The sequence below is a fragment of the Methylobacterium sp. WCS2018Hpa-22 genome (assembly GCF_031843785.1).
Taxonomy (GTDB): domain Bacteria; phylum Pseudomonadota; class Alphaproteobacteria; order Rhizobiales; family Beijerinckiaceae; genus Methylobacterium.
Genome location: NZ_JAVTJA010000008.1, coordinates 47,796 through 72,601, shown reverse-complemented (window position 1 = coordinate 72,601; position 24,806 = coordinate 47,796). Strand labels below are relative to the sequence as shown.

General features: G+C 66.0%; 26 protein-coding genes and 1 tRNA gene. 18 read left to right on the top strand and 9 right to left on the bottom strand.

The genetic code is table 11. The annotated features are described in order from the left end of the window. Positions 1–162 precede the first annotated feature (162 nt). From RQI43_RS12330 to greA, 5 genes are all read left to right on the top strand, one after another. Positions 163–420 carry a hypothetical protein gene (locus RQI43_RS12330; RefSeq protein ID WP_156467845.1) on the top strand — a complete coding sequence of 86 codons (258 nt, stop codon included), beginning with the start codon at positions 163–165 and terminating at the stop codon, positions 418–420. A 169-nt stretch (positions 421–589) separates the two neighbouring features. Beyond that, a complete protein-coding gene (locus RQI43_RS12325) occupies positions 590–1,615 on the top strand; it encodes a cell wall hydrolase (RefSeq protein ID WP_405030606.1) in 1,026 nt (341 codons plus the stop codon). Positions 1,616–1,822: 207 nt separating this feature from the next. Then, on the top strand, positions 1,823–2,428 hold the full coding sequence (locus tag RQI43_RS12320) for a hypothetical protein (protein ID WP_056430154.1): 606 nt from the start codon (positions 1,823–1,825) through the stop codon (positions 2,426–2,428). A gap of 112 nt (positions 2,429–2,540) precedes the next feature. Then, on the top strand, positions 2,541–3,527 hold the full coding sequence (locus tag RQI43_RS12315; protein ID WP_311275335.1) for an MDR family oxidoreductase: 987 nt from the start codon (positions 2,541–2,543) through the stop codon (positions 3,525–3,527). 42 nt (positions 3,528–3,569) lie between these two features. After that, a complete protein-coding gene (gene greA, locus RQI43_RS12310) occupies positions 3,570–4,031 on the top strand; it encodes a transcription elongation factor GreA (protein ID WP_056430530.1) in 462 nt (153 codons plus the stop codon). A gap of 1 nt (position 4,032) precedes the next feature. On the opposite strand, the gene RQI43_RS12305 is transcribed toward greA, so the two are convergent. After that, positions 4,033–4,905, bottom strand: a complete 873-nt coding sequence (locus tag RQI43_RS12305) for a LysR family transcriptional regulator (RefSeq protein WP_082470395.1) — start codon at positions 4,903–4,905, stop codon at positions 4,033–4,035. A 144-nt stretch (positions 4,906–5,049) separates the two neighbouring features. Between RQI43_RS12305 and wrbA the strand changes: the two genes are divergently transcribed. Continuing rightward, complete coding sequence (gene wrbA / locus RQI43_RS12300; protein ID WP_311275421.1) at positions 5,050–5,649, top strand: NAD(P)H:quinone oxidoreductase; 600 nt, start codon at positions 5,050–5,052, stop codon at positions 5,647–5,649. A 192-nt stretch (positions 5,650–5,841) separates the two neighbouring features. Here wrbA and RQI43_RS12295 read toward each other — a convergent pair whose 3' ends face one another. Next, positions 5,842–6,834, bottom strand: a complete 993-nt coding sequence (locus RQI43_RS12295) for an L-threonylcarbamoyladenylate synthase (RefSeq protein ID WP_311275334.1) — start codon at positions 6,832–6,834, stop codon at positions 5,842–5,844. 187 nt (positions 6,835–7,021) lie between these two features. On the opposite strand from RQI43_RS12295, the gene RQI43_RS12290 reads away from it, so the two are divergent. From RQI43_RS12290 to RQI43_RS12265, 6 genes are all read left to right on the top strand, one after another. After that, positions 7,022–8,788, top strand: coding sequence for an acyl-CoA dehydrogenase (locus RQI43_RS12290; protein ID WP_311275333.1), 1,767 nt, complete (start codon positions 7,022–7,024; stop codon positions 8,786–8,788). A 182-nt stretch (positions 8,789–8,970) separates the two neighbouring features. After that, positions 8,971–9,729: an enoyl-CoA hydratase-related protein gene (locus RQI43_RS12285; RefSeq protein WP_311275332.1), complete on the top strand. Its 759-nt coding sequence runs from the start codon at positions 8,971–8,973 to the stop codon at positions 9,727–9,729. 38 nt (positions 9,730–9,767) lie between these two features. Further along, entirely contained in the window at positions 9,768–10,577 is an 810-nt protein-coding gene (locus RQI43_RS12280; RefSeq protein ID WP_311275420.1) for an SDR family NAD(P)-dependent oxidoreductase, read from the top strand. 10 nt (positions 10,578–10,587) lie between these two features. After that, positions 10,588–11,454: an NAD(P)-dependent oxidoreductase gene (locus RQI43_RS12275; protein WP_311275331.1), complete on the top strand. Its 867-nt coding sequence runs from the start codon at positions 10,588–10,590 to the stop codon at positions 11,452–11,454. A 10-nt stretch (positions 11,455–11,464) separates the two neighbouring features. Next, positions 11,465–12,469, top strand: coding sequence for a magnesium transporter CorA family protein (locus tag RQI43_RS12270; RefSeq protein ID WP_056430177.1), 1,005 nt, complete (start codon positions 11,465–11,467; stop codon positions 12,467–12,469). Positions 12,470–12,554: 85 nt separating this feature from the next. Then, positions 12,555–13,316 carry an SOS response-associated peptidase gene (locus RQI43_RS12265; protein ID WP_311275330.1) on the top strand — a complete coding sequence of 254 codons (762 nt, stop codon included), beginning with the start codon at positions 12,555–12,557 and terminating at the stop codon, positions 13,314–13,316. A 17-nt stretch (positions 13,317–13,333) separates the two neighbouring features. Here RQI43_RS12265 and RQI43_RS12260 read toward each other — a convergent pair whose 3' ends face one another. The 3 genes from RQI43_RS12260 to RQI43_RS12250 all read right to left on the bottom strand — a co-directional run bounded on the left by RQI43_RS12260 (position 13,334) and on the right by RQI43_RS12250 (position 15,686). Further along, positions 13,334–13,489 carry a hypothetical protein gene (locus tag RQI43_RS12260; RefSeq protein ID WP_311275329.1) on the bottom strand — a complete coding sequence of 52 codons (156 nt, stop codon included), beginning with the start codon at positions 13,487–13,489 and terminating at the stop codon, positions 13,334–13,336. 173 nt (positions 13,490–13,662) lie between these two features. Next, the gene (locus RQI43_RS12255; RefSeq protein ID WP_311275328.1) at positions 13,663–14,928 is read right to left on the bottom strand and encodes an RNA methyltransferase; all 1,266 of its coding nucleotides are present in this window, start codon (positions 14,926–14,928) and stop codon (positions 13,663–13,665) included. A gap of 11 nt (positions 14,929–14,939) precedes the next feature. Then, positions 14,940–15,686, bottom strand: a complete 747-nt coding sequence (locus RQI43_RS12250; protein WP_056430183.1) for a TlyA family RNA methyltransferase — start codon at positions 15,684–15,686, stop codon at positions 14,940–14,942. A 209-nt stretch (positions 15,687–15,895) separates the two neighbouring features. Here RQI43_RS12250 and RQI43_RS12245 point away from each other — a divergent pair, with 209 nt between their 5' ends. After that, entirely contained in the window at positions 15,896–17,443 is a 1,548-nt protein-coding gene (locus tag RQI43_RS12245; protein WP_311275327.1) for a CHAD domain-containing protein, read from the top strand. Between the two features lie 10 nt (positions 17,444–17,453). On the opposite strand, the gene rlmB is transcribed toward RQI43_RS12245, so the two are convergent. Next, positions 17,454–18,269 (bottom strand): 23S rRNA (guanosine(2251)-2'-O)-methyltransferase RlmB, encoded by an 816-nt coding sequence (rlmB, locus tag RQI43_RS12240; RefSeq protein WP_311275326.1) that lies wholly within the window; start codon positions 18,267–18,269, stop codon positions 17,454–17,456. A 155-nt stretch (positions 18,270–18,424) separates the two neighbouring features. Between rlmB and RQI43_RS12235 the strand changes: the two genes are divergently transcribed. Next, positions 18,425–18,499: transfer RNA gene (locus RQI43_RS12235), tRNA-Glu, on the top strand. A 148-nt stretch (positions 18,500–18,647) separates the two neighbouring features. Here RQI43_RS12235 and RQI43_RS12230 read toward each other — a convergent pair. The 3 genes from RQI43_RS12230 to RQI43_RS12220 form a co-directional block, all read right to left on the bottom strand. Continuing rightward, the gene (locus RQI43_RS12230; protein WP_056430194.1) at positions 18,648–18,872 is read right to left on the bottom strand and encodes a hypothetical protein; all 225 of its coding nucleotides are present in this window, start codon (positions 18,870–18,872) and stop codon (positions 18,648–18,650) included. Positions 18,873–19,084: 212 nt separating this feature from the next. After that, positions 19,085–19,849: a sigma-70 family RNA polymerase sigma factor gene (locus tag RQI43_RS12225; RefSeq protein ID WP_311275325.1), complete on the bottom strand. Its 765-nt coding sequence runs from the start codon at positions 19,847–19,849 to the stop codon at positions 19,085–19,087. A 257-nt stretch (positions 19,850–20,106) separates the two neighbouring features. After that, positions 20,107–21,498 carry a PLP-dependent aminotransferase family protein gene (locus RQI43_RS12220; RefSeq protein ID WP_311275324.1) on the bottom strand — a complete coding sequence of 464 codons (1,392 nt, stop codon included), beginning with the start codon at positions 21,496–21,498 and terminating at the stop codon, positions 20,107–20,109. Between the two features lie 186 nt (positions 21,499–21,684). On the opposite strand from RQI43_RS12220, the gene RQI43_RS12215 reads away from it, so the two are divergent. From RQI43_RS12215 to RQI43_RS12200, 4 genes are all read left to right on the top strand, one after another. After that, positions 21,685–22,089, top strand: coding sequence for a DUF983 domain-containing protein (locus RQI43_RS12215; RefSeq protein WP_056430199.1), 405 nt, complete (start codon positions 21,685–21,687; stop codon positions 22,087–22,089). 92 nt (positions 22,090–22,181) lie between these two features. Next, positions 22,182–23,600: a cytochrome ubiquinol oxidase subunit I gene (locus RQI43_RS12210; RefSeq protein WP_311275323.1), complete on the top strand. Its 1,419-nt coding sequence runs from the start codon at positions 22,182–22,184 to the stop codon at positions 23,598–23,600. Positions 23,601–23,610: 10 nt separating this feature from the next. After that, positions 23,611–24,618, top strand: a complete 1,008-nt coding sequence (gene cydB, locus RQI43_RS12205; RefSeq protein WP_311275322.1) for a cytochrome d ubiquinol oxidase subunit II — start codon at positions 23,611–23,613, stop codon at positions 24,616–24,618. After that, positions 24,618–24,755 carry a DUF2474 domain-containing protein gene (locus RQI43_RS12200; protein ID WP_311275321.1) on the top strand — a complete coding sequence of 46 codons (138 nt, stop codon included), beginning with the start codon at positions 24,618–24,620 and terminating at the stop codon, positions 24,753–24,755. Before cydB ends, RQI43_RS12200 begins: the two co-directional genes overlap by 1 nt. Positions 24,756–24,806: the final 51 nt, after the last annotated feature.

Sequence of the window (24,806 nt, the reverse complement as noted above, 5' to 3'; positions counted from 1 at the left end):
GCCCTTTTTCGTCGCGCTGCGCCAGAAGAAATGTCGTTGAATAAATCTCCGAATACCCCTTGAACCGATGTCGCTTCGGCACGTTGAGTGCTAGTGCCAGACCAAAGCGCGACGACGCTCCCGGCTGGGTGGGATGGCTTTGAACGCGCGGGAACGCCGACCATGAGCGACTCGAGCCAACCCCCTGTTTTTCTCTCTGAAACCTCGCATGCCGTGCCGGTACCGCGGGTCGTCCAGCAGGCCTATTTCTGGGTCGTCTCGGCGCTCGGCGGCCTTGCGACCATCGCCCTTCTCGTCTTCGCGGTCGCGACCCAAAGCAATACTGATGCAGAGCGCATCGCCGAAACCAAGGGACGCTCCAGCATCAATGCTCTCGTAGGCGCCCTAGCGGTCACACACGGCCGGCCCGGAAGCCTTTAAGAGACGTGCTGCAGGTTTTCGTGGGGGCCGATCAAGGTCTTCGCGGCACGTGATCCCGCGCGTCATCTTAAGACACTCGCAACCATAACGCCCGATAGTTTGGATCGTACCTTCTGCTCCCGCATGCGCGGCGACAGTGAGGTCAGGTCCTTAACCGGGTTGTTTGGTCGTGAGTACGAAACGCGTTCGCCGCCCTAGCCAACGGCCCTGGTTTCGCGCCTCGATGGTGCCCTGGACCCTCGCCCTCGGCTTCGTCGTCTCCTTCACGGCAAGCGCTGGAACCGACCCTTCCGCCTTCGGTCTGACGGGACAGGGCGTGGCCAGGATCGCCCTGCGGCTCCCCCACGATACGCCGGGAATCCGCCGCCGTGTCGATGCGAAGGCGACGGAGCGGCTCTACCCGAACCACGAGGCAGGCGCCGGCCAGATTGGGAGAGTGCCCGTCGTCAACGTCAACCTTTCGGGTAGCGATGCGGGAATGCTGGTTCCCGGCTCCGCGATCTGGTCGCCAGACCTGGAGCCGAATTCCGGCTTCACCCTCCCGCAGGAAGCGGCCAGCGACGACGAAGGCGATGAGCCCTCGGACGGTGCTACACCCGCCATCCCGCGCGCCGTCGCCCTGTCGTCGACGACACCGGCCCCGGCTGATGCCACGCCCATCGAAGTCGCGGCGGCGAGCCTGATGATCCCCGGCTTCTCGCCAAGGAAAGACGTTGCACCGGGCATCGCCGACGCCACCCCCGAGGACGCCCGGCATCGCTATGCCGACCTGATCGGCCCCGATTCCATCGATCGGGAACAGCGCTGCCTCGCCGAGGCTGTCTATTTCGAAGCCCGGAGCGAGCCCGAGGACGGTCAGGCCGCCGTGGCCCAGGTGGTTCTGAACCGCGTCAAGAGCGGCCTCTACCCGTCGAATGTCTGCGGTGTCGTCTACCAGAACCGGCATCGCTATATGGGCTGCCAGTTCTCCTTCGCCTGCGAAGGCAAATCGCTGCGCATCACCGACGGCCCTTCCTGGCAGAGCGCCAGCCGCATCGCCAGCGCGGTCATCGAGGGGCGGACCTATCTCAGCGAGGTCGGTGGCGCCACGCATTATCACGCCGATTACGTAAAGCCGGGCTGGTCGAGGCGCCTGAAAAAGATGGACGTGATCGGCCGCCACATCTTCTACCAGCTCAAGCGCGGTCAGACCTGAATCCGGTTTAATGCCCCGTGAATCGACATCGCACGCTTTACTTAAGCAGGGTGAAAATTGCGTAGTCTTAAGCCAGGGTTAATTTTACCCTGATCTGCAATACAGCTTGCTCCGAGCGCAACTTGACCGCCTCTAATGCGTCGAGGGGTGTGTGCCGTCATGGGCCGCACGCCAATCACATCGCGTTTTAGAGTCGAGGATTTCATCATGACCGCGCCGGTCGCCCATTTCACGCTGTCCGCCTTCGCCCTTGCCGGCGCCTTGCTCGGTACCTCGATTCTCGCGACATCGGCCCAGGCCGGAGGCTGTGGCGGCGCCGAATGCTACCGTCACGTCACTACGCCGCCCGTCTACGACACCGTCTCCGAGCGCGTGCTCGTTCGCCCGGCGCGGACCGTCTACCGCTCCATTCCCCCGGTGTTCGAGACTGTCGCCGAACAGGTCCAGCTCTCCCCCGGCGGCCGAGTCTGGCAGACACGCAGGGACGCCTACGGCCAGATGATCGGCTGCTGGGTCGACGTTCCGCCGCGCTTCGCAACGCGCCATCGCCGGATTCTGGCCCAGCCCGGCCAGACGATCCCCGAGACGATCCCTGCGGAATATGCCAGCGTGCAGCGCACCGTTCTGGTCTCGCGCGGACGGTCGGGCTGGGTGCCCGCTCATGGAGGTGGCTATCGGAGCGGCTATGCCGGCTCCCCCCGCGCTCCTCTGATCGGCTCCATTCCCGATGCGTTCGGCATCACCGGTGCGAGTTCGGCCGATGTCGGTGTCGGCCTCGGCTTCTCCACCGGCAGCATTTACGACGGATATTGATCTGATCCGAGGCGACATCGTCTCGGCCTCGGGCGTCTCACCGCCCGGGGCCGTCTTGATTCAGGGCGCCCTCGACACAGGTCACCTTCGAGGCGAGAGGAGAACGGCGGATATGGCGACGTTCAAGGCGTGGGTGATCGAAAAGAGCGAAGCGGGACAGAATCTCCGCTTCACGGATTTCGACGAAGCAGATCTCATGGACGGCGACGTCACCGTGCGGGTCACGCATTCGACCCTCAACTACAAGGACGGATTGGCCATGACCGGCCGTTCGCCCGTCGTGCGACGTTTCCCGATGATCCCCGGCATCGACTTTTCCGGCATCGTGGAGACTTCGGACCATCCCGACTACAAGTCCGGCGACGCCGTGGTGCTCACCGGCTGGGGCGTCGGCGAGAGCCATCTCGGCGCCTATGCCGAGCGAGCGCGGGTGAAGGGCGACTGGCTCGTGCCGTTGCCGGATGGGCTGAAGCCCGAAGAGGCGATGGCGGTGGGGACCGCCGGCTATACCGCCATGCTCTGCGTCATGGCCCTCGATTCCCACGGCCTCACCCCTGCCGACGGCCCCGCCATCGTTACGGGTGCGTCCGGCGGTGTCGGATCAGTCGCCGTGGCGCTGCTAGCCAAGGCTGGATGGCATGTCATCGCCGTGACTGGTCGTTCGGGCGAGGCGGATTACCTCACGTCGCTGGGCGCTGCCGAGATCATGGACCGGAAAGAGCTCGCGAATCCCGGCAAGCCTCTGGCGAAAGAGCGCTGGGCAGCGGGCATCGATGCCGTCGGCTCGACGACGCTCGCCAATCTCCTCGCATCCACCAAGGCCGACGGTGCTATCGCGGCCTGCGGCCTCGCCGGAGGCATGGACCTGCCGACCTCGGTGGCCCCCTTCATCCTGCGCGGCGTGACGCTGTTCGGCATCAACAGTGTCACCACCCCGTTGCCAAAGCGCAGGGAAGCCTGGGCGCGGATCGCGCGAGACCTCGACCGAAGCCTCCTCGCCAAAATGACGAGCACAGTGCCACTTTCGAAGGTGGGGACGCTCGCCGAGGAAATCCTCGAGGGGCGGACGCGTGGCCGCACCGTCGTCACCATTGGGTGACCCGGAGCGGAACCGTTATGCTTGCGGAGCATTGCCGTCTTCATGAGCAGTGCATTTGTCAAAGAGCGTGAAGGCGGAGAAGCGTTTGAGGATCTTCCCGATCGCCCCATCTCGCCCCACACCAATTTCGTCACCCCCCAGGGTCTCGCCCAGCTGGAAGCCGAAGTCGCTCGGCTGCAGTCGGAATTTTCCGCGCTGACGCCTGGCGCCAAGGCCGATGAGGCCCGCGTCACCCGTGAACTGGCCTATTGGACCGCGCGTCTCGGCTCGGCCGAACTCGTCGAGCCGATGGATGGTGAGACGGTCCATTTCGGGTCGACGGTCTCGATCCTGAAAGAGGACGGTGCCAAGCAGAAATTCCGCATCGTTGGCGAAGACGAGGCGGATCCGACCAAGGGCTCGATTTCCTACGTTTCACCGATGGCGAAGGCTCTGACGGGGAAAAGCGTGGGCGATACCGTCGAGGTGAACGGCCACGAAATCGAAATCGAAGCCATCGGGTGAATTAGGAACCGATCCCTTCGATCAATGGCCGCATCGCCGCGATTTCGGTGGCGATGACATCCATGAGCGCTCTGACCCGTGGAGCATGACGCAGTTCGGCGTGGGTCAGAACCCAGAGCGAGGTCGCGAGTTCGGGTTCGTTCTCTGAAAGGCGGAACAGGGTCGGACGAGTATCCGCCTCCCAGCGCGGTAGCGGTCCGATACCGCACCCGGCCTCGATCGCCTCACGCAGGCCCAGCACCGTGTTGATCGAAATGGCGACGTTTCCCGCCGCGATGCGGGACTTCGCGAAGGCGGCGAAGCGTCCGCCTGCCACGGTAGCGCTCGGATAGACCCATGGACTGTCGGCCATAGCGCGACCCACGTAATCCTGTGTCCCGTAGATGGCCCAGTTGCTGGTCGCTAAGCGTCGTCCGACGAGGTTGGGCGGCGGTCGATCACTGGCTCGGATCGCCACATCGGCATCCTTGCAGAGATTGAGCGATCCCTCGGCCAGAACGAGTTCGAGGCGGATACGCGGGTAGCGTCGTCGAAACCCCGCGAAGATCGGCATCAGGACTCCGGTTGCGAGGCCCGCCGGTGCGGTGATGCGCACATCACCGGCAGGCTCCGACGATTGGCCCGCAAGTTCACGGTTGAACTGCGCGACAGTGTCATCCATCCGACAGGCGGCGAGGATCATGGCGCGACCCGCCTCAGTGGGAGCATAGCCCGACCGGTGCCGCTCGAAGAGCCGTGCCTGGATCGACGACTCGATGGCAGAAAGGCGGCGGAACGCGGTCGAATGATTGATGCCGAGATGATCGGCGGCACGGGTCAGGCCACCCTGCTCGGCGATCGCGCGCACGAGGCGGAAATCGTCCCAATCGGCCACGCAGCACCCCATCGAACCGTTGCGACCTTGCATTGACGCAAGACGAATTTTGCAGAGTAGGGCATTTCCGCAAGGCCCGTCCTCACCGATATCGGCCACTGCACAAAGCTGCGTTGCGGCGTTTTTCGATCTGGAGTGAGAATGATGGCGAAGGTTCTGGTCCTCTATTACTCGTCCTGGGGACATGTGGAGCAGATGGCGAACGCCGTCGCTGAGGGTGCCCGCGAAGCCGGGGCTAATGTCAGCGTGAAGCGTGTCCCGGAACTCGTTCCCGACGAGGTCGCCAAGCAGTTCCACTACAAGCTCGACCAGCAGGCCCCCATCGCCACCGTGGACGAACTGGCCGATTATGATGCGATCGTCTTCGGTACGCCCACACGCTACGGCAACATGGCTGCCCAGATGAAGCAGTTCATCGACCAGACCGGCGGCCTCTGGGCGCAGGGTAAGCTGGTCGGAAAGGTCGGCTCGGTCTTCACATCCACGGCGTCGCAGCATGGTGGCCAGGAGACGACACTCACCAGCTTCCACACCGTGCTCCTGCACCACGGCATGGTCATCGTGGGATTGCCCTATTCTTTCCCCGGCCAGAACGGTGTTGAGCAGGTGAAGGGGGGCACGCCCTATGGTGCCTCGACGATCGCCGATGGCGACGGAAGCCGTCAGCCGAGCGGTGTCGAACTCGATGGTGCCCGGTACCAAGGCAAGCATGTCGCCGGCATCGCCGCCAAGCTCGCCGTCTGAACGACGTCGGGTCAAGAACGAGCCTCGCACATGGTGCGAGGCTCGTTTGGTCGTTCACCAATTGCACGCAAGAAAAAAGGCTCGGACGAATCCGAGCCTTGAAAGGGAGAAGGTCATTTGGGGGCTGAACTGACCTTCGTGATCGTTGAACGCCTTCGCGCCGACTCGGTTCCCTGAAACCGAGAAATAATTTCAGCGCGGCGCCGCCGCCCGGCGTAGCCTGTCGTTGATCGCCTCGCCGAGGCCCGTCCGGGGGATCGGAGCGACCGCAATGGTCCCGGTGCCGGCGGCGTCCAGATGGCGTAGAGCGGAGAAAAGCGTGGACGCTGCCTCTTCGAGGCTGCCGGTCTCACTGAGGTTGAGGCGCGCTTTCGCTGCGTCCGTACCGGGCGGTGCATCTCGCCCGAACAGCAGAACCGCCTCATCCGGCTCGATCCGCAACGCGTCAAGTCGCACGGCCGCCCGAGGGGCGTAATGCGAAGCGAGGAGACCGGGGCCGATCGGTGCCTCGCCAGGATGGTCTCCGGTATCGAGGGCAAAGCCCAACACGGCTTCCGCCACCTCCCGCGTCACACCGCCGGGGCGGAGCAGGCGTGCCCGACCGTCGAGACAAGCGATGACGGTGGATTCCAGGCCGACCGAGGTGCGCCCGCCATCGAGGATCGCGGCGATGCGACCGTCGAGATCGGCGAGGACATGCTCGGCTCGCGTCGGGCTCACACGTCCCGACCGGTTGGCAGAGGGCGCCACCACCGGTCGCCCGACCTTCTCCAGAAGGGTGAGGGCGACGGGACTGGCCGGGACGCGCAGGGCGACGCTGGGAAGACCGGCGCGGCCGAGGTCGCTAACCGTCCCCCCCGGGGCGACCGGAACGACGAGGGTCAGCGGTCCCGGCCAGAACGCGGCCGCGAGACGCAGGGCGAGCTCGTCGAAGACGCCTTCGCGCCGGGCCGCGTCGAGACCTGGCACATGGGCAATCAGGGGGTTGAAGCTCGGGCGATTCTTCGCCGTGTAGATCCGCGCGACGGCATCGGAGTCGGTGGCGTCGGCGCCGAGCCCGTAGACGGTCTCCGTGGGAAAGGCGACCAGAGCGCCCCCGCGAAGGAGATTCGCGGATCGCTCAATTCCAGCCTCGTCGATACCGAGCATCAAGGTCTGGCCGGGGATTGACGCGAGATCGTTCATATCTAAACTATCTCCTGCCTGGATGACGTGCGGCGTCGTGCGGTGTCCCGCTCCAGCGACTGCCTATCCCCGCGATGCGGTCTTGCCTATGCCTATCGGCGAACGACGTGACCGACCTGTCGCCGGGTCGGCTCGCGCGCCAAACACAGGGTGAAGCGTCGCTCGAGACGACGCGGGAGATACGTCCATGAGCTATCGCACGCCGGTTGCCGAGATCAGCTTTGCCTTGCGCCATGTCGCTCGGCTCGATGCCGCCATCGCCTCGGGCGCCCATGGCGACCTGACGTTGGAGGACGCTGACGCGATCCTGCACGAGGCCGGCCGGGTGGCCGACGCCGTAATCGCGCCCCTCAACCCCATCGGGGATCGTCAGGGCGCGCGCCTCGAGGACGGTGCCGTGACCACGTCGCAGGGCTGGCCCGACGCGTATCGCACCTGGATCGAGGGCGGTTGGAACGGCCTGAGCGCCGAACCCGAATATGGCGGTCAAGGGCTTCCACTGCTCCTCAACGCCGCCTGCAGCGAGATGTGGAATGCCGGCAGCATCAGCTTCGCGCTGTGCCCGCTCCTGACGGCCGGCGGGATCGAAGCGCTGTCGAAACACGGTTCCGTGGACCTGAAGGGGCGCTATCTCGAAAAACTCGTCTCCGGCGAGTGGACCGCCACGATGAACCTCACCGAGCCCCAGGCGGGTTCGGACCTGTCCCTCCTGCGCAGCCGCGCCGAGCCGGCGGGGGACGGGAGCTACCGCATCGTCGGGTCGAAGATCTACATCACCTATGGCGAGCACGACATGGCGGACAACATCGTCCATCTCGTCCTCGCCCGGCTGAAGGACGCCCCGGCCGGAACGCGCGGTATCTCCCTGTTCCTGGTGCCGAAGATCCTTCCCGACGGCAGCCACAACGACCTGCGCTGCTCGGGGCTGGAACATAAGCTCGGCATCCATGGCTCGCCGACCTGCTCGATGGCTTTCGGCGATAACGGCGGCGCCACGGGCTGGCTGATCGGCGAGGAGAACCGTGGCCTCGCCTGCATGTTCACGATGATGAATTCGGCCCGGCTCAATGTCGGGCTGCAGGGGGTGGGCGTCGCCGAACGGTCCTACCAGCAGGCGCTGACCTATGCCCGCGACCGTCGCCAGGGCAAGGCGGCGGGCTCGTCCGATCCCGTCAGCCCCATCGTCGAGCATCCCGACGTGCAGCGGATGCTGCTGACGATGAAAGCCTATACGGCGGCCGCCCGCGGCATCTGCTACCTCACGGCCGAAGCCCTCGATGCCGCGCGCGGCCCCGAAGGCAAGCAAGCGAACGACCGGGCGTCGTTGCTGACCCCCGTAGCCAAGGCGTTCTCCACCGACATCGCCAACGAGGTCACGTCTCTGGGCGTCCAGGTCCATGGCGGCATGGGCTTCGTCGAGGAGACGGGCGCGGCCCAGCACATGCGCGACGCACGCATCCTGGCGATCTACGAGGGCACCAACGGCATCCAGGCCATCGACCTCGTGGCGCGCAAGCTGCCGCTGAATGGCGGGGCCACCGTGAGGGCGCAGCTGGCCTCCATGCGTCGCGTGGCCGAGGCGGTCCAGAAGGATGCGACACCCGCTTTCGGCCATCTCGGCCCGCGCCTGCGTGCCGGGATCGAAAGCCTCGACCGGGCGACGAGTTTCCTGCTGAAGGCCCTGGCCTCGAACCGTCCCGAGGAAGCGCAGGCGGGAGCGACGCCGTATCTGCGCCTGTTCGGCCTCGCGCAAGGCGCGACCTGCCTCGCCCTTGCGGCGCTCGCCTCGAATACCGCCCTCAAGACTGGCGAGACCGATCCCGCCCACGGCGCCCGCATCGCCCTGGCGCGGTTCTTCGCCGAGAACCTGCTCCCGGCGGCGGGCGGATTGGAACAGAGCGTCGTCGATGGCGGTGGGTTCACGCAGGACGGTATGCTGGCTTTGGCGGGATGAGTACGAAGACCCTCCACCCTCTGCGGGGGGAGGGTGCCTGTGGAGCAGGCGGGAGAGGGGACGACCTCTCCGGACGGCGCGCTCCCCTCTCCCGACCCGCATTCGCGGGCCACCCTCTCCCGCAGAGGGGAGAGGGTCTAGCGGCCAGACGGGAGAGGGATCGCCGGAAAGCGAGGACACACATGACCGAGCACATCGCGATCCACGACACACCGGACGGCGTCCGCCTGATCCGTCTCGACCGGCCGGACAAGAAGAACGCGCTCACCTGCGCGATGTACGACGCCATGCGGGACGCGCTCGCGCAGGCGGATTTATCGGAGAGCATCGGCGCCATCGTTTTCGCCGGGGCGCCGGGCGCGTTCAGCGCCGGCAACGACCTCGCCGATTTCGTCGCGGGTGCGCGACGGCCTTTCACGGAAGCACCCGCCCTGCATTTCATCCGGCGGCTCGCCCGGACCGCCACGCCGATGGTTGCGGCGGTGGACGGGATCGCGGTGGGGATCGGCACGACGCTGACGCTGCATTGCGACCTCGTCTATGCGAGCCCGGCGGCGCGGTTCCGGATGCCGTTCGTGGAACTCGGCCTCGTGCCGGAGGCGGCCTCGTCCTATCTGCTTCCGCGACGGGTCGGGCTCCTGAAGGCCACCGAACTCCTCCTATTGTCACAGCCGCTCGATGCCGACGAGGCTCGGAGGCTGGGTCTCGTCAACGATGTCGTCGCATCCGACCTTCTGGAGGATCACGCCATGGCCCAGGCCGCCCGCCTCGCCGGATTGCCACGGGGGGCGGTCGCGGCGACCCGCAAGCTCATCCGGGGTGACCAAGCCGACGTCGAGGCTGCGTTGGAAGCCGAGGCCGTGGCCTTCGAAGAACGCTTGCGAGCGCCCGAGGCGCAGGAAGCCTTCGCGCGCTTCCTCGGGAAAACGAAAGCACCGTGAGCAGGAATGCGCCCGACCTGAGCAACGCGATCTGCCTCGTGGCCGGGGCTTCGCGCGGCGTCGGGCGGGGCCTTGCGCGTGGATTGGGCGAAGCCGGCGCCACGGTGATCGTCACGGCACGATCGAGCGAGACGGGGCCTCGCACCGAGGGTAGGCCGGAGACGATCGAGGATACGGCCCGTGCGGTCGATGCCGCAGGCGGTCACGGCCATCATTACATCTGCGACCATACCAGCGAGCGGGATGTGGATCGCCTCGTCCAATGGGCCCTGCGCCGCTTCGGGCGGATCGATGTCGCGGTCTCCAGCGTCTGGGGCGGCAATGAGGGTTTCGACGGCGAGCGCTACGCCGATGGAGTAGAATGGGGCACCCCGTTCTGGCGACGCTCCGTGGAGCCGTTCTCGTCCTTCTTCGAAACCGGCCCATTACCGGCCTTGCTCCTGGCGCGTGCGGTCGCCCCCGCCATGGTCTCTGCGAAACGGGGACTGATCGCGTTCGCCTCGTTCGATACGCAGCCCGACTATCTGGGTGACGTGTTCTACGACCTCGCCAAGGCGACGACGAACCGTCTCGCTTATGCCTGCGCCCAGGACCTCGCACCCCATCGCGTGACGGTGCTCGGGCTCTCGCCGGGTTTCGTCGGCACCGAGCGAGCCCGCGACAACGGCCATGCCGACCGGGCAACCGAAAGCCCGCTCTATGCCGGCCGTGCCCTGGCGGCCCTGGCCGCCGATCCCATCGTCCATGCCCGTACCGGGCACATCCTCCATGCGGGCGATCTCGCCGCGGAATACGGCTTCACCGATCTAGACGGCACGCAGCCGCCGCGCTTTCAAATTGGACCATGAGGAAACGGGCATGACGGATTTGAACTCCCTGGCGGGAAAGACCCTGTTCATCACCGGGGCCTCGCGCGGCATCGGCCTCGCCATCGGTCTGCGCGCCGCGCGCGACGGCGCCAACGTCGCCATCGCCGCGAAGACCGAGACGCCGCATCCCAAGCTCGAAGGCACCATCCATACGGCGGCGGCGGCCATCGAGGCGGCGGGCGGGCGGGCCCTGCCGCTCCTCGTCGACGTGCGCGACGAGGCCAGCGTCGCCGCAGCGATCGCCCAGACGGCGGAAACCTTCGGGGGGATCGATATCGTCGTGAACAATGCGAGCGCGATTTCGCTCACCCGTACGCCGCAGACGGAGATGAAGCGCTTCGATCTGATGCACCAGATCAACACCCGCGGCACCTACATGGTCTCGAAATACGCGATCCCCCACCTGGAAAAGGCAGAGAACCCGCATATCCTGATGCTGTCGCCGCCCCTCGACATGGCGGAGAAATGGTTCGCGCCGCATCTCGCCTACACGATGGCCAAGTTCGGCATGTCGCTCTGCGTACTCGGCCTCGCCGGCGAATTGCGTCGCCAGGGCATCGCCGTGAATGCCCTTTGGCCGCGCACAACCATCGCGACGGCTGCCGTACGGAATCTCCTCGGCGGCGAGGCGCTGATCCAGGCGAGCCGCAAACCGGAGATCATGGCGGATGCCGCCCATGCGCTGTTTCTCAAGCCTTCCCGCGAGGTCACCGGCCGCTTCCTCATCGACGACAGCTTCCTCGCCGAGCAAGGTGTCACGGACTTCACACAATACCGCGTCACACCCGGTATACCCCTTGCGCCGGACTTCTTCGTGCCGGATGCGAACACACCGCCTTCCGGGGCCCTCGCCTGAGACGTAACGCGTGATTTTCATCCATCAGCCGATCGCCGGCCCTGGGCACATCCTGCTCGATCGTCGTCCCCTCGAACTGCAGGACCCCATTCCCGACGAGACCGTCTGGCTCGACATGATCCGCCCGACGCGGGAGGAAGACCTCAAGGTCGAGGCCTTCATGGGCATCTCGGTGCCGACCCGCGAGGAGATGAAGGACATCGAGCCCTCCGAACTCCTCTATGTGGAGGACGGGGCGCGCTACATGACGGGGCGCGTGCTGAGCAAGGTCAGCGACGCTGACGAACCGGGGCTGGCCGGCATCACCTTCATCCTGCGCGGCAACCGTCTCGTCACGGTGCGCTACGAGGAGCCGCAGGCCTTCCGCATGTACACACAACGGGCCGGCCGCTCGACCGGCAACGGGCCCTCCGCCGCTCCGTCGGGCGAGACAATCCTCGCCGGGCTGATCGAGACCGTGATCGACCGAGCGGCCGACGTGCTTCAGCTCCAGGGTGAGCGGATCGACCGGCTCTCGGGCAAGATCTTCGAGGAGAAAGAGGACCCATCGGCCCGCAACACCGCCCTGCAGGACACGCTCCGGGCACTCGGGCGCCTGGGAGACCTGATCTCGAAGCAGCGCGAGAGCCTGGTCTCCATGGAGCGCATTCTGCTGTCGCTTTCGGCGACCTACCGCACCACCAAGGCGCCGCGCGAGTTGCGCGAAGACGTCCGCTCGACCCTGCGCGATCTGCAGTCGCTGGAGGAGCACGCGACCTTCCTCTCGTCCAAAATCCAGTTCCTGCTGGACGCGACGCTGGGCCTCGTCAATCTCGAGCAGAACAACATCATCAAGCTGTTTTCGGTGATGGCGGTGGTGTTCATGCCGCCGACGCTGATCGCCTCGATCTACGGCATGAACTTCAAGGCGATGCCGGAGCTCGACTGGAACTTCGGCTATCCCATGGCCGTGGTGATGATGGTGGTTGCTGCCGTGCTGCCGTATGTGTTCTTCCGCTGGAAGAAGTGGCTGTAGGGCAGGATGGATCTCATGCGTCCCTGGAGCGTCGGCACCGCTCATCGGGCTCGTCCTGCACTGGACGGCTGGCGAAGGTAAGCACATGTGCGGCCGCTTCCTCATCCAACAGGATCCGAACGTCTTCCGGGCGTTCTACGGCTATGCCGAGCAGCCGAACTTCCCGCCGCGCTACAACGTGGCGCCGACACAGCCGGTGCCGATCGTGCTGGCGGAACGCGGCGAGCGGCACTTCCGGCTTGTGCGCTGGGGCTTCCTGCCGAGCTGGCTGAAAGACCCGAAGGGCTTTCCGCTCATCATCAACGCGCGCGTCGAGACGGTGCTGGAGAAAGCGACGTTCCGCGGGGCTATCCGCCACCGCCGCTGCGTCTTCCTCTCCGATGGATTCTACGAATGGCGCCGGGAGGGAACCGGCAAGACCATGACGCGGACGCCCTACATGATCCGTCGGGCGGACGCGGCGCCGATGGCTTTCGCGGGCGTGTGGGAGAACTGGCTCGGTGCCGACGGGTCCGAGATCGACACCGCCGCCATCGTCACCACGGGCGCCAACGGCACCATGGCGGCGGTCCATGACCGTATGCCCGCCATCTTGTCGCCCGATGCCATCGAGCCCTGGCTCGACCATCTCGGCACAGGACCGGAAGAGGCGGCCGCGCTGTGTCGGCCATGCCCCGACGAGTGGCTAACCCTCGATCCGGTCAGTGCGCGGGTCAATGACGCCCGCAATGAGGGCGCGGACCTTGCCGTCCCGGTCGGTCGTGCCGGACCGGCCCAAATCGCGAACATTCCACCGAAAGACCGCCCGCGATCGAGTGATGAGGATGCTCAAGGAACCCTGTTCTGATCGGGACCCGAGAATGCTCAGTTCCGGGGAGCGGAAGAGGCGCGCTCTTCGGCACCATTGCGGTAGTCGCTATAGACATCGAGCAGGGCCCAACCAGCGGTCAGGAGGGAGAAACCGGCAATGGCCGTGACGAGGGCTGCGGAAACCAGCATCTTTGCGGTGAAGACGTCCACGACGAAGAATCCTGAATGGGGTGAGGTTTGGCTCCCGCTAACGTGGCGATGAGAGCCCCCGCCGACCATGGGATTCTGAGCGAGGCTGCCATGACCTTACGGCCCCCTGCCATGTGCCGCAGCGCACTGCGCCCTGGGATCGAGGTGGCCGACCGCCCATCGGTGACCGGTTCTTACCTCAGCGAGGGCCTGCGCTTGGCGACATCCTTCCGGAACACGCCCACCATTTCGAGATGGCTCGAATATTTGAACTGGTCGACAGGAACGACCCGTTCGAGTCGATAGCCCCCCTCGATCAGGGTCGCGGCATCGCGCGCGAACGAGCCGATGTCGCAGGCGACCCCGATGACGAGAGGGATTTTCGCCTCCGCGATGCGTTTGGCCTGGGCCTGTGCTCCGGCGCGCGGCGGATCGAACACCACGGCGTCGTAGGTTTCGAGTTCGATAGGGAGAAGTGGCCGGCGGAAAAGGTCGCGCGTTTCGCTCGTGATCCGGCGCAGACCGGGTGTCGACCGAAACGCCCGGTCGAGGCTGGCGATCGCCGCGGCCTCACCCTCTACAGCATGGACATCCCGTGTACGGGCCATGGCGAGAGTGAACGGGCCGGCCCCGGCGAACAGATCGACGACGCGCTTCACACGCTTGTCCAGGGCCGCGACCACGAGTTCGGCGAGCATGGCCTCGCCGGCCTCCGTCGCCTGCAGGAATCCTCCCGGCGGAGGCACGAGGCGGGCCCCGCTGGTCGTGATCGCGGGCGCGCGACGCTCCACCACGATATCGCCGTGAAGGGACAGGCGCGCGAGGTCGAGTTCGCCCGCCAGCCGCACCAGCGTGGCGCGCAGGCCTTCACTCACCGGGCCATGTCCGCGCAAGTCGACATCGAGGCCGGCTTCGGTGGCCGTGAAGGCGACGTCGAGGGGTTTGCGCCCATGACCGAGGGGAGCACTCAGTGCCCGCGCGACGGCGGGCGCACGGTGCAGCTGCTCGACCGTGATCGGGCAATGATCGATCGCCACGAGGGCGTGGCTGCGCGCCTCCATCAACCCGGCGACGCCCTTGCCGTCGATCTCGCGCACATGGAGGGTGAGCCGGCGGCGGCCCGATCCATGCGCATCGCGGGTCGGCTCGCACGGAACCTCGATCCCGGCCTGAGCCAGGCCCTGCGCGAGGTTTCCCCGCTTCCAGGCGGCGTAGGGCTCGGGCGCGAGATGCTGGACCGCGCAACCGCCGCAGGTTCCGAAATAGCCGCAGAACGGGTCGATCCGGTCCGGGGAGGGAGTCTCGACTGCGACGAGCGAGACCCGCGTCCCATCGCGGCGAACCGAGACGCGCTCGCCGAGCAGGGCATAGGGCACGATGGTGCCATCCGTCGCCATGCCATCCCCGCGTTGTCCGAGACGCGCGATCTCGAGGGTGGAAAGGTTCGATTGTTCGGTCATGGTCCTATCCGTCATGGGCGCACCTGAGAGCGTGCCCCGATGAGGAACTCGCGATTGCCGTCGCCACCGGCGACGGGGGAGGGGATGAGGCCGAGGACCGACAGGCCGAGATCGGCGACGAGGTTCGTCACCTCCTCGCAGACCGCCTGGTGGACGGCCTCGTCGCGCACGATGCCGCCACGCCCGACCCGGTCGCGCCCCGCCTCGAATTGAGGTTTGATCAAGGCGGCCAATGCCGCGCCCGGTGCCATGAGCGGCACGATTGCGGGCAGGACAAGGCGAAGGGCGATGAAGCTCACATCGATCGCCACGAGGGACGGCGCAAGCGGAATCGTCATCGCATCGAGACCGCGCACGTCCTGGCCCTCGAGACTGGTCACGCGCGGATCGCCGCGGAGGGAGGCGTGGAGCTGATCCCGGCCGACATCGACCGCATAGACGTGCCGGGCGCCGGCCCGCAGCAGCGCATCGGTGAATCCTCCCGTGGAAGCGCCGACATCGAGACAGATAAGGTCCGCCGGATCGAACCCGAACGCGTCCAGCGCAGCCTGCAGCTTCAGCCCGCCGCGCGAGACGAAGGGATGGGGAGCGCTCGCCACGATACGCGCACGCCGGTCGATCCTGTCCGAGGCACGGGTGACGGGACGGTCGTCTGCGGTGACGAGACCCGCCTCAATCGCCGCCTGGGCCTTCGCCCGACTCTCGAAATGGCCATTCTCGACCAGGAGCCGATCGGCCCTTACCCGGTCTACCGTCATCGAACCCTTACGATCCCGTGCCTATGATCCTACGCGCCGGACCGAAGCCCGATTCATCGGGCCATCCCGCCTCAGCTACGGGATTTCTCACGTTTGTCCATCCGGCAGCGGCATAGCGCGCTTGCGCGGCCCGGGAAGCACGGGGATGATCCACAACCGGTCCTCGGGCGTTGGCACTCGTCACACCGGACCAGAGAACAGGACGACCGATGGTTACCCCGAGGGAAATCGAGCTGAAGTTGGATGGCGGCGCCGCCGAATTGCTGGAACTGGCGCGCCACCCGCTCCTCGCCGTCGAGGGGCCGACCGACCCGGAATTCCTCTCCGCCACCTATTACGACACGGCCGAGCGGGCGCTCCACCGCCAGGGAATAACCCTGCGGGTGCGCCGGCACGGGGAGCGCCATGTCCAGACGGTGAAGGCCGCCTCGTCGGCGGCCGGCCTGTTCGACCGGTCGGAATGGGAATGGGCCGTGGACGGCCCGACCCCAGACCTGTCGCTCATCGACGATACACCGGTCCCGGACGTGCTCGGCAGCGCGTCCTCGCCCGACCTCAATGCCGTCGTCACCACCGTGATCGAGCGCAGCACCCGCGCCGTGGCCCATGGAACCTCGCGCATCTCGGCGACCCTCGACCAAGGCAGGGTCGAGACGCCGGACGGGGACGCTCCCATCTGGGAGCTCGAACTCGAACTGATCGAGGGTGACCCGGCCGACCTGTTCTCCCTCGCCCAAACCCTTGCAGAGACGGTGCCGTTGCGCCTCGGCGTCCTATCGAAGAGCGAGCGTGGTTTCAGGATCCTCAGCGGCACGTTGCGCCGGCCGAGCAAGGCCGGATCGGTCAAGCTGAGCCCGGACGGGTCGGCGGCGGAGGCGTTCCGTGCCATCGCCATCGCCTGCCTCACCCATCTGCGGCTCAACGAGGATGTCTTCCTCAAGACACGCGATCCGGAGGGTCTGCATCAGATCCGCGTCGCCCTGCGGCGCCTTCGCTCGGCCTTTACCCTGTTCAAGCCGATCCAGGCGAGCGATCCCGCCGCGACCCATCTGCGCCAGGAGATCAAGCGCGTCACCGAGCCGTTCGGGCATGCCCGCAACCTCGACGTCTTCCTCAGCGAGACCCTGGCCGGCGAGATGACCCGCAGGCCGGACGAAGCGGGGCTCGACGATCTGCGAATCCGCCTCGAAGCCGAACGCGACCGCGCCTACGGGACCGTGTTCGCGATCCTCGAATCGCAAGCCTGGCGCAGCTTGATTCTCGACCTCTCCGCCTGGATCGAAACCGGGCCGTGGCGGGGCGACGGGAAGCGGGAGGCAGTCTCGGCCCGCGACCATGCCGAAGCCACGCTCGACAAGGCCCGCCGGCGTATCCGCAAACGCGGCCGGCATCTCCATCGCATCGATGCGGAAGCCCGCCACGAGGTCCGCATCGAAGCCAAGAAGCTGCGCTACGGTGCCGAGTTCTTCGCCTCGCTCTACGCGGAGAAGTCAGCGCAGAAGCGCCACAAGGCCTTCGTCGCGGCCCTCTCGGACCTGCAGGATCACCTCGGCGCGCTGAACGACCTCGCCACCGCACACTCCGTACTGGCGAGCCTGGCCGACACCGGAAACGGTGAGACGTCCGGCGTCGACGGGCGGGCGCTGTTCGCCGCCGGTCTCACCGCCGCCGACGGAGAGGCCCGCACGGGCCAACTGCTCAAGGCGGCGGAGAAGGCGCACGAGGCGCTTCTCGATGTGAAGCCGTTCTGGCGCTGAGACCGACGCGTCAGCCGCCGCGAACGCTCAAGGCATAGAGCGTGATCGCGGCGGCGTTCGAGACGTTGATGCTGCGAATTTCGCCGCTGAACGGAATGCGGGCCAGGACGTCGCAATTGTCCCGCGTGCGCTGGCGCAGGCCCTTGCCCTCGGCTCCGAGCACGATCACCGCCGGCCGCTTCGGCCCGACGGAATCGAGGGTGGCCTCTCCCTCCGAATCGAGACCGATGCGGGTGAAGCCGCGCTTGCCGAGATCGATCAGCGCATCCGACAGGTTGCGCACGATCACGAGCGGCACGTGTTCGAGCCCGCCCGAGGCGGATTTCGCCAGCACACCCGTGGCGGTGGGCGAGTGCCGCGCCGTGGTGATGATGCCCGCAACGCCGAAGGCGGCGGCGGTGCGGACGATGGCGCCGACATTATGGGGGTCGGTGATCTGGTCGAGGGCCAACAGCAGCGCATCGTCCGGCAGGTCGTCGAGATCCGGGCCGGGGAGGGGATCGGCTTCCAGATAGAGGCCCTGATGCACGGCATCGGGCCCGAGCAAGGCGTTGATGGCGTTGGGGCGCACGAGTTCGGCGTCGATCCTGAGCTGACCCAGCTCCTCGGTCAGGCGCGCCAAGGCGTTCTCGGTGGCGAGAAGCCGATGCAGGCCACGGCCCTCATTCGCCAACGCCTGCGACACCGGGTGCCATCCATAGAGCACGACGTGATCGTCGCTGACACCGCGGGGCCCGGAAGAGGGCGGCCCATGCCGAAACCGGTCGCGCTGGCCGCCCGGCCGGCTGGTGCGGGGCCCGCCCGGCCCGTCGCGTCGCGTATTCATGGTGTTATCCACTGCCTGAAGGCACGACAGAGACGCCGCGCGGGTGCTGAGAAGCGACAAAGCGACCGCCATGCCGTTCGTCAAGCGTGAAACACCGCGAAACACCGGTTGCCCTGCCGGGGGAAGCCGCCTATAGAACCCTCGCTCTCGAGCAAGCGCCCTTCGTCTATCGGTTAGGACGTCAGCCTTTCACGCTGAAAAGGCGGGTTCGATTCCCGCAGGGCGCGCCAACACATCGAGATGCTCAGCCATGTCGACGACTTGTTGGCGCGACAGCTTTCTGGCTTCTACATTCATGCAGATTCCAGACGTCGGCAAAACCCCGTCCCGATGCATATCCTGATGGCCGCGAGAGTTGGCCGAACAGGATCGCCAGTCTCAGATCAGTTCGAGCTCGCGTGAGACATCGGTGAGGTAAAAGGCGATCCGGCGCGCGGCTTCCGGATCGTGGCAGGTCACGGTGAAGCCGACGCTGAGCACGTTCCCCTTGTAGAAGGCGAGCAGGGACTCGGCCTTCAGGGCGACCTCCCGCTCCGTGAACGCGACGAGGCTGCGGCGTCCATCGGGTGCGAAGATATCGACGCGATACGGTGCTGTTGTCATCGGCTATCCTTCGACCGTTATCGTGAAACGGCGAATGGAACGGAACGTCGATCCCGCCAGAAAGTATCCGTCACCCTCGGCGACGATGTTCGAGGTCAGTCGCCGTTCATGTCAGCTCTGCCGTCAAGACAACCTACCTCTCGTGCGCGGCTCTGTCCCACAACCGGTCCTCAGACCGGTCGCGGTTAACTACGCATCCCGTCCCGCTGCATTCAGGCGCCGAGACCGATCTGTACCGCCGCGGGTTCGAGACTGTCGCTGGCGATCTGGCCCATGGGCGTCTTCTGGTGCACGTCCATTCCGAGAGATCCCACCAGTGACGACCGTGCGCGGCTCACCCGGCTCTTCATGGTACCGACCTGACAGCCGATGAGCTCAGCGGCGGCCTCGTATGTCATGCCCTGGGCCGCGACGAGGATCAGGGCCTCCCGCTGCGACGGCGGCAATTTGCCGAGATGCTGCCAGACCCGCTTGAGGTCGCTGCTCGCCTCCTGGGCTGCCGGCGCGGCGACCTGTGCGGCCATGGCCCCATCCGCGTCCTCGACCTCCCGCTTCCGCTTGCGGCACTCCGTATAGAAGTAGTTGCGTAGGATGGTGCAGAGCCAGGCCATCAGGTTGCTGCCGGGCTCGAACCGGTGCCGGTTCTGCCATGCTCTCAGGAGCGTCTCCTGTACGAGGTCGTCCGCCGTCGCCGCGTTGATGGCCAGCGACAGGGCGAAGGCCCTCAGACCCGGCAGCGCGGTGAGTAGATCGGCGCTGAAGGCAGCGTAAGCCGCGGCGTCACGCCCCGTAGAAGCCTGGGTGAGGCGCGCAACCAGATCCAACAGGGCCGGCGGCTGCTCCTCGGCGAGAATGGAGGCGTAGAACGCCCTCAGTTCGGCACCGATATGAACCCGCGCCGCGTCCGGTATCTTTGCCCCGGCAGGACGCTCCGAGGGCTGAGCCTCAGAACCGTGCGCTGGCCTCGAAGCCGTCATTCCCAGATCGCGAGCGCCCATCCATTCCCCCTTTGCCCATGCTATGCCCCATGCGCCGGGCGCATTTGGCAATGCCTGCGGGATGTTTTGGCAAAGGAAAGCTGAACGTTGGCTAAAGGAGTTCTAAACTGAGCGACAAAACCACGCTGTCTCACCGGATCGGCGATCGGTGATATGCCCGTTCTCGGCCCTGGGCATCAAGGAGTAGCGCGGGCGGGAATGCCCGAACGCCCCGACCGATGCTTGCTTGACTCGTCTCAGACAATGTTCGTGATGGCACCGGGCGGATGCGCCAACAGGTTCGCCAGAAGGCTGAGACCGTAGCGCAAAGCCTCGCCATCGGGGGCGGCCCCGAGGGAAACGCGAATCGCATCGGGTGCCGGGCCGACCGCGAAGGCATCACTCAGAATCACGGACAACCCGCTCTGACGCGCATGAGCGCCGAATTCTCCGCGTTGCCAGGGTGGCGGCAATGGCAGCCAGAGGTGATGCCCGCAGGGATGGGCATGGACAGAGAGGCCCCGCAGGGCCTCCCGCGCCACGGCCTGACGATGTCCATTCTCGTGCCGGATGGCAGCGACGATGGAATCGAGATCCCCATTGGCGATCCAATGGGAAGCGAGGGCGGCGGCGAGCGGCGAGGCCATCATGCTGATGGCGCGTAGCTCGGCGGCGAGGCGGACCGCTTCGTTCGTGCCGGGTACGGCGACATAAGCGATGCGCAGCCCCGGGCTGACGCATTTGGACAGGGTCGCGATATGCCAGGTGATGTCGCCCGCGAATGACGCGAAGGGAGCCGGGGCATCGGGTGGCAGGGTGCCATAGGCGTCATCCTCGATGATCGCGACTCCGTGGGTTCGGGCGATCTCGGCGATCCTTTCGCGTCGATGCGTCGGGATCGTTGCCGTGGTCGGGTTGTCGAGGGTCGGCACCAGATAGAGGGCGCGCGGACGGTGGAGACGACAGCATTCGAGGAACGCGTCCGGGAGAATACCCTCGCCATCGGCTGACACGGGAAGCAGACGAGCCCCACGCCGCTCGGCCGCCATGCGGAGCCCCGGATAGGTCAGGATCGGGACGCAGAGGGCATCGCCGGGTTTCAACACCACGGTGAGGATCGCGGCGAGCGACGCCTGCGCCCCGCCGGCGACGATGACACGCTGGACCGGCACCGGCCCCAGACGGCGACCGAGCCAATCCGCCCCGGCGGCGCGATCCGCGAGGTTTCCGGCACTGTCCTGGTACTGCATCCGGTCGAGGAAACCCGCCGACGCGGAAAGCCGCGACAGACCGCTCTCCAGACGCTCCGCGAGACGGGCCGCGGCCGGCTGGGGCGGCATGTTCATACTGAAATCGACGCTGCCGGACGGGTCGGCGGTCGCGGCCTTCACCAGCGACGGCGAGGCGGCGCGAATGAAGCTTCCCCGCCCGGCGGACGCATCGATCAGGCCCGTCCGCCGCGCTTCGTTGAAGGCCCGCGTGACGGTGGTGAGATCGACGTTGAGATGCTTGGCCAAGCTGCGCTGAGGCGGCAACCGCGTCCCCGGAGGAAGCCGTCCCGAGCGAATATCCTCTGCCAGGATTCTGACGATGGCCAAATATTTCGGCCCCTCCTCGTCCCGTATCGTTGGATTCCACGCCTCCATCATTGCCTCTCGCGACACAGTTTTGTATGCATACATGCAGCATACATAGTTAGGCGACCCATACGACTTCCGTGACGATATGTCCGGTTTATAGGATGTTTGTATGGATATCTAGACCATACAATCAGCTTTGCTGATCCGCATCTCCGCCGCTCGTCAGGATGGCACCGCGAAACAAGGACATCGAGAATGCACAGGACGACAGATCAATCGCTCCTCTCCGTGGGCCTTCGCTGCCGATGCCCCCGTTGCGGCGAGGGACGGCTCTTCGATGGCTTCATCACCCTGAAGCCGAACTGCGAAGCCTGCGGACTCGATTACGGTTTTGCCGACCCGGCGGACGGGCCGGCCTTCTTCATCATGATGTCGATGGCATTCCCCGTCACGGCTTTCGGCATCTGGCTGGAACTCTCCTACGATCCCCCGCTCTGGATCCATGCGGTTGTCACGCTGCCGCTGCTTCTCCTGGCCTGCGTTCCGATCATCCGCCCTCTCAAGGGTCTCTTCATCGCGAGCCAATACATCAACAAAGCCGAGGAAGGACGCTTCGCCGTCCGGGTCGCGCCAAAAGCGGAGCCGGGGACCGGCCGTTGAGCGTGATGACGCAATGGGGCAGGGTTGGTGCCGCAGACTGAGCTGCCGAGTCGTTTCCTGCCCGTTCCCAGCAACCATTCAGGTTGATCGACATGCTGTCGGACTTTGACGCTCTCCTCCTGGCGAGGATCCAATTCGGCTTCACGGTGGCGTTCCACATCGTGTTCCCCGCCTTCTCCATCGGACTCGCGAGTTACCTCGCGGTTCTGGAGGGGCTCTGGCTGGCGACCGGGCGGCAGGTCTTCCTCGATCTGTTCAAGTACTGGATCAAGATTTTCGCCATCGCCTTCGCCATGGGCGTCGTGTCCGGTCTGGTCATGTCCTACCAGTTCGGCACGAACTGGTCGGTCTTCTCGGACAAGACGGGACCGGTGCTCGGACCGCTGATGGCCTATGAGGTGCTCTCCGCCTTCTTCCTCGAAGCCGGATTCCTCGGCGTGATGCTGTTCGGCATGTCCAAGGTCGGGCCGAAGCTGCATTTCTTCGCGACCCTCATGGTGGCGATCGGGACCTTCTTCTCGGCCTTCTGGATCCTGTCGGTGAATTCCTGGATGCACACGCCGCAAGGCTACGGCATCAACGCCGCCGGACAGTTCGTGCCGGAGGATTGGTGGGCGATCGTCTTCAACCCCTCCTTCCCGTACCGCCTCGTGCACATGGTGCTGGCCGCCTACCTGACGACCTCCCTCGTCGTCGGCGCGGTGGGAGCCTGGCACCTGCTGCGAGAGCGATACAATCTCGGCGCGCGCACGATGTTCTCGATGGCGATGTGGATGGCCGCCATCGTCGCGCCGCTCCAGATCCTGGCGGGCGACGCTCACGGGCTGAACACCCTGGAGCATCAGCCCGCCAAGGTCATGGCGATGGAAGGGCATTTCGAGAGCCATCCGGACGGCGCTCCCTTGATCCTGTTCGGCCTGCCGAACCAGGAAGCGGGCCGGGTCGACTACGAGGTCTCGATCCCCAAACTGTCCTCGCTGATCCTGAAACACGGATTGAACGAGCCGTTGAAGGGCCTCGACACCGTGGACCGCAAGAACTGGCCGCCGGTTCCGGTGGTGTTCTGGTCCTTCCGGGTCATGATCGGCCTCGGGATGCTGATGCTGCTTCTCGGCGTCTGCAGCCTCTTCGCGCGGTACAGGAAGGCCCTCTACGATTGGAAGCCTCTGCACCGCTTCGCCGTCGGCATGGGGCCGGCAGGTTTCGTCGCCGTCTTAGCCGGTTGGATCACCACCGAGGTGGGGCGGCAGCCCTTCACGGTCTACGGCCTGCTTCGAACGGCCGAATCCGCCTCGCCCCTGTCGGCGCCGGCGGTCGGCTCCTCGCTCGTCGCGTTCGTGCTGATCTATTTCGCGGTCTTCGGGATGGGGATCCTCTACATCCTGCACCTGATGGCGAAATCCCCGCATCTCGGCGAGCACGGGATCGAGCCCGGAACACCGATCCGCACCGCCGGCATCACCCCAGCGACTTCGGTCAATCCCGACCGCTCCCTCCAGCCGGCCGAGTGAGGACATCACCATGCTCGCGAGTATCGACCTGACCGTCGTCTGGGCCTTCATCATCGCCTTCGCGGTCTTCGCGTACATAGTCATGGACGGGTTCGACCTGGGTCTCGGCATCCTGTTCCCGGCCTTCAAGCCGGGGCAGGAGCGCGACACCGCCATGAACTCCGTCGCCCCGGTCTGGGACGGCAACGAGACCTGGCTGGTCCTCGGCGGGGGAGGCCTGTTCGCTGCCTTTCCGCTGGCCTACGCGGTCATCATGCCGGCCCTCTACGCACCGATCATCGCCATGCTGCTCGGTCTGATCTTTCGCGGCGTCGCCTTCGAGTTCCGGTGGCGCGACCCCCGGCACCGGGCCCTGTGGGACGTGGCCTTCACCGGAGGATCGGTGGTGGCCACCTTCGCGCAGGGTATCGCCCTCGGGGCTCTGTTGCAGGGTATCAAAGTCGAGGGCCGGGCCTATGCCGGCGGATGGTGGGATTGGCTGTCGCCCTTCAGCATCCTCGTCGGCCTCGGTCTCGTCTGCGGCTATGCGCTCCTGGGGGCGACATGGCTCGTCATGCGCACGGAAGGGTCGCTGCAGGAACGCGCCCGCACGCTTTCGCTCTGGCTCGGCGCGGCGACCATCGCCTCCGTTGCGGCAGTGAGTGCCGCGACGCCGTTCCTGAAAGGCCAGTATTGGGAGCGCTGGTTCTCGATGCCGAACGTCCTGCTCACGGCGCAGGTGCCGATCCTCGTGGTCCTGGCCTCGTTCCTGTTCTTCCATCTCCTCAGAAAAGGTGCCGAGACGGCACCGTTCCTCCTGTCCCTCGGCCTGTTCCTGCTGTCTTTCACCGGTCTCGGGATCAGCATCTTCCCGGACATCGTGCCGGGGCGCATCACGATCTGGGAGGCGGCATCCCCGCATGCCAGCCAGGTCTTCCTCCTCGCCGGCGCGTCGATACTGATCCCCATCATCCTGGCCTATACGGCCTACTCGTACTGGGTCTTTCGCGGGAAGGTCGACGCATCGGGGTACCATTGATGCCCGATGGCTCGTCCCCCGGAGGTCCGCCCCCGCTGTGGCGGCGGCTCCTCTGGTTCGCGGCGATCTGGGCGGCGAGCATCGTCGCCCTCGGCATCGTCGCATTCGGCCTGCGCACCTGGCTGAAGGCGGGCTAGGGCGGGAAACCCGACCCTCAGTACGCTGCCTGAGGGTCAGTGACGTGAGAC

What these genes read in the sequence shown, in the direction of transcription:
- RQI43_RS12330 (WP_156467845.1), top strand. Translation starts at nt 163, where the DNA reads ATGAGCGACTCGAGCCAACCCCCTGTTTTTCTCTCTGAAACCTCGCAT.
- RQI43_RS12320 (WP_056430154.1), top strand. Translation starts at nt 1,823, where the DNA reads ATGACCGCGCCGGTCGCCCATTTCACGCTGTCCGCCTTCGCCCTTGCC.
- RQI43_RS12315 (WP_311275335.1), top strand. Translation starts at nt 2,541, where the DNA reads ATGGCGACGTTCAAGGCGTGGGTGATCGAAAAGAGCGAAGCGGGACAG.
- greA (WP_056430530.1), top strand. Translation starts at nt 3,570, where the DNA reads ATGAGCAGTGCATTTGTCAAAGAGCGTGAAGGCGGAGAAGCGTTTGAG.
- wrbA (WP_311275421.1), top strand. Translation starts at nt 5,050, where the DNA reads ATGGCGAAGGTTCTGGTCCTCTATTACTCGTCCTGGGGACATGTGGAG.
- RQI43_RS12295 (WP_311275334.1), bottom strand. Translation starts at nt 6,834, where the DNA reads ATGAACGATCTCGCGTCAATCCCCGGCCAGACCTTGATGCTCGGTATC.
- RQI43_RS12290 (WP_311275333.1), top strand. Translation starts at nt 7,022, where the DNA reads ATGAGCTATCGCACGCCGGTTGCCGAGATCAGCTTTGCCTTGCGCCAT.
- RQI43_RS12285 (WP_311275332.1), top strand. Translation starts at nt 8,971, where the DNA reads ATGACCGAGCACATCGCGATCCACGACACACCGGACGGCGTCCGCCTG.
- RQI43_RS12275 (WP_311275331.1), top strand. Translation starts at nt 10,588, where the DNA reads ATGACGGATTTGAACTCCCTGGCGGGAAAGACCCTGTTCATCACCGGG.
- RQI43_RS12265 (WP_311275330.1), top strand. Translation starts at nt 12,555, where the DNA reads ATGTGCGGCCGCTTCCTCATCCAACAGGATCCGAACGTCTTCCGGGCG.
- RQI43_RS12255 (WP_311275328.1), bottom strand. Translation starts at nt 14,928, where the DNA reads ATGACCGAACAATCGAACCTTTCCACCCTCGAGATCGCGCGTCTCGGA.
- RQI43_RS12250 (WP_056430183.1), bottom strand. Translation starts at nt 15,686, where the DNA reads ATGACGGTAGACCGGGTAAGGGCCGATCGGCTCCTGGTCGAGAATGGC.
- RQI43_RS12245 (WP_311275327.1), top strand. Translation starts at nt 15,896, where the DNA reads ATGGTTACCCCGAGGGAAATCGAGCTGAAGTTGGATGGCGGCGCCGCC.
- rlmB (WP_311275326.1), bottom strand. Translation starts at nt 18,269, where the DNA reads ATGAATACGCGACGCGACGGGCCGGGCGGGCCCCGCACCAGCCGGCCG.
- RQI43_RS12230 (WP_056430194.1), bottom strand. Translation starts at nt 18,872, where the DNA reads ATGACAACAGCACCGTATCGCGTCGATATCTTCGCACCCGATGGACGC.
- RQI43_RS12225 (WP_311275325.1), bottom strand. Translation starts at nt 19,849, where the DNA reads ATGACGGCTTCGAGGCCAGCGCACGGTTCTGAGGCTCAGCCCTCGGAG.
- RQI43_RS12220 (WP_311275324.1), bottom strand. Translation starts at nt 21,498, where the DNA reads ATGATGGAGGCGTGGAATCCAACGATACGGGACGAGGAGGGGCCGAAA.
- RQI43_RS12215 (WP_056430199.1), top strand. Translation starts at nt 21,685, where the DNA reads ATGCACAGGACGACAGATCAATCGCTCCTCTCCGTGGGCCTTCGCTGC.
- RQI43_RS12210 (WP_311275323.1), top strand. Translation starts at nt 22,182, where the DNA reads ATGCTGTCGGACTTTGACGCTCTCCTCCTGGCGAGGATCCAATTCGGC.
- cydB (WP_311275322.1), top strand. Translation starts at nt 23,611, where the DNA reads ATGCTCGCGAGTATCGACCTGACCGTCGTCTGGGCCTTCATCATCGCC.
- RQI43_RS12200 (WP_311275321.1), top strand. Translation starts at nt 24,618, where the DNA reads ATGCCCGATGGCTCGTCCCCCGGAGGTCCGCCCCCGCTGTGGCGGCGG.